At 50.0% G+C, this 252-nt stretch carries 1 protein-coding gene; it reads left to right on the plus strand.

Annotation, left to right across the window (positions count from 1 at the left end; translation table 11 throughout):
• Positions 1 to 252 (plus strand): hypothetical protein (locus AC0L3U_RS39855; protein WP_473365190.1); only part of this gene is annotated, 252 nt, incomplete at both ends.

A 252-nucleotide genomic window follows, 5' to 3' on the forward strand; every position in this document is an offset into this window, starting at 1 on the left:
GGAAATTTCAAACGTGCAGAAGCCCGCTGGGTTGAATGGTTTATTCAAGATCCGCGTGGCCATTCTGTAGATTTCGTCAATTTCCATTTTGGGCTCGGTACACAGCCCAGGCCAGAATTTGACGTTTCTCCCTCACTTGGTGACTGTATTGGAGCTGTTCAATATGAGCAGGAAGGGAACAGCCTGATTCGCCTCATCGTCAACGATGAACGGGAGCCCGGTGAGTGCACACTGAAAGCGTCTAGTCAGTTG

The sequence above is a fragment of the Bradyrhizobium sp. Kon69 genome (assembly GCF_055807515.1).